The organism is Paraburkholderia translucens (assembly GCF_020881035.1).
GTDB classification, from domain to species: Bacteria; Pseudomonadota; Gammaproteobacteria; order Burkholderiales; family Burkholderiaceae; genus Paraburkholderia; species Paraburkholderia translucens.
Genome location: NZ_JAJITC010000042.1, coordinates 1 through 1,820, shown reverse-complemented (window position 1 = coordinate 1,820; position 1,820 = coordinate 1). Strand labels below are relative to the sequence as shown.

At 56.8% G+C, this 1,820-nt stretch carries 3 protein-coding genes; 2 read left to right on the top strand and 1 reads right to left on the bottom strand.

Going from position 1 to position 1,820, the window contains the following annotated elements; all coding sequences use genetic code 11:
- Positions 1-103: 103 nt before the first annotated feature.
- Together LJ655_RS30000 and LJ655_RS29995 are read left to right on the top strand one after the other, a co-directional pair.
- Complete coding sequence (locus LJ655_RS30000) at positions 104-655, top strand: IS3 family transposase (protein ID WP_329959754.1); 552 nt, start codon at positions 104-106, stop codon at positions 653-655.
- Positions 656-905: 250 nt separating this feature from the next.
- A complete protein-coding gene (locus LJ655_RS29995; protein WP_230564771.1) occupies positions 906-1,148 on the top strand; it encodes a helix-turn-helix transcriptional regulator in 243 nt (80 codons plus the stop codon).
- A gap of 66 nt (positions 1,149-1,214) precedes the next feature.
- Here the strand turns inward: LJ655_RS29995 and LJ655_RS29990 are convergent.
- Positions 1,215-1,820: GIY-YIG nuclease family protein (locus LJ655_RS29990; protein WP_230564770.1), on the bottom strand; the 606-nt coding region annotated here is incomplete at its 5' end.

Here is a 1,820-nt window from a genome sequence, read left to right as displayed (position 1 = left end):
ACTCGGCGACGCCGACGCGATGAAGGCTGGCGCCGCTACGCAGCGCCAGCCTTCATCGCAAAACAACGGGACCGTGACAACTACCCGGGAGTAACATCATTCCGTGAGGCAACACGACCGGCCGTGCTGCTTGACGCTATCCAGAATGACGATCGACCGCGCCAATCAGGTATGGGCACTCGACACGACCTATATCCCGATGGCGCGAGGCTTCGTGTATCTGACGGCCGTGGTGGATTGGGCCAGCCGTAAGGTGTTGGCACATCGGGTGGCGATCACGCTGGAAGCGATCCATGCGGTCGAGGCGCTGGAAGAGGCCTTCACGAAATACGGCCAGCCGGAGATCGTCAACACCGATCAGGGCAGCCAGTTCACCGCGACCGCTTTTGCCGACGCGGTTCTGGATCGCGGCATCAAACTGTCCATGGACGGCAAGGGAGCCTGGCGCGACAACGTGTTCGTCGAACGGGTGTGGCGAAGCGTCAAGTATGAGGAGGTGTACCTGAAGGCATATGAGTCGGTCAGCCACGCCCGGCGCTCAATCGGCGATTACATCAATCTCTACAACCAGAGACGACCTCATTCGAGTCTGGAAGACCGCACGCCGGATGAGGCATACTTCGCGACGCTGCCTGCGATTGAATCGGCAGCATGAACGCCCCGGTGGTTCCACTTAAAAATCTCGGGACCCTGTCCGAACAAGCGGCGCCACCTCTTTGCGCGAAAGCTGGGCATCGAACGCCAAGCGGTATCGAAGGCGCTGGCGTCTGTACCCGCAATCTTCTTCTTGAGTGCAAAGCCGCGTTTGCGGCGTCAACCTAATTGACCAACTAATAGGACGAAACAATCCGCATTGGCAGGCACTATCAGGCACATGTTCGCAAGTGACTAAAAGAGGCCAAGGGATGCAGGCAACGACAAGTAAGACGCTCATCAACCGCAAGAAGCTACTGGCGATGATTCCGCTGTCTGAGCGCACGATTTTCAACATGGAGCAGCGCGGGGAGTTCCCTCGTCGTATTGCACTCACCAGCCGAAACGTCGCCTGGGACTTGGCCGAGGTCGAGGAATGGATCGAGGTGCGGAAGTCGTCGGGCACTCAGGCCATGCGTCCTGGCTTTAGCTCTGCTACGCTTTTTAGCGGCTAAAATGCTGCGCCCCTCAAGTGTCAATGAAATCCGAGGTAATGCCTCGACGCTCGAGCAACGCGCAACTTATTGCTGGAGTTCGACGGCTAGCCGCAGCAAGGGAGTAGACAGCTCTCGCGCCAAGATGTCTGCAATCTCTGCTGGACTCGCGTTTTGAGCGCTCTCAATCGGATCGCGCCCCTTTCGAATTGGTAGCTGGATTCTTAAAAACTGGAACTCGTGTCGATGCAGCATGATTTCGAACTCCGAACCTACGAAGTCCGGCATGTCCCAAAGCTCTTCGTGGGTGAATCCGCCTTCGTTTATTCTCGAAAGCACAGCATCAAGCGTTCCAAAAAATCTCTTCGTCCCCTCGTACCACTCCGCACGAAGGCATTCTGGTTCTAAAAGAACGTGCAGAAGCTTTTCTAGGCCTTCAACTTCTTCGCGATGCGCGGACCGCACAATGAAAGCATGCGTTATCGAATGCGGGCATCCGGTCTGAATGTTTGACAGGCGACGCTGAATGCTTGATGTCAGACCGAGCTTTACGTAGATCTTGCTTTCACCGCTGCGTATTCCACGCCAAACCGAACGCTGATTCCACGGCAAGCCGAGCTCGGATTCCACAGCAAAGCGAGCGCCGATTCCACGGCAAACCGAGCAGGGATTCCACGACTGCCCGAGCGCGAA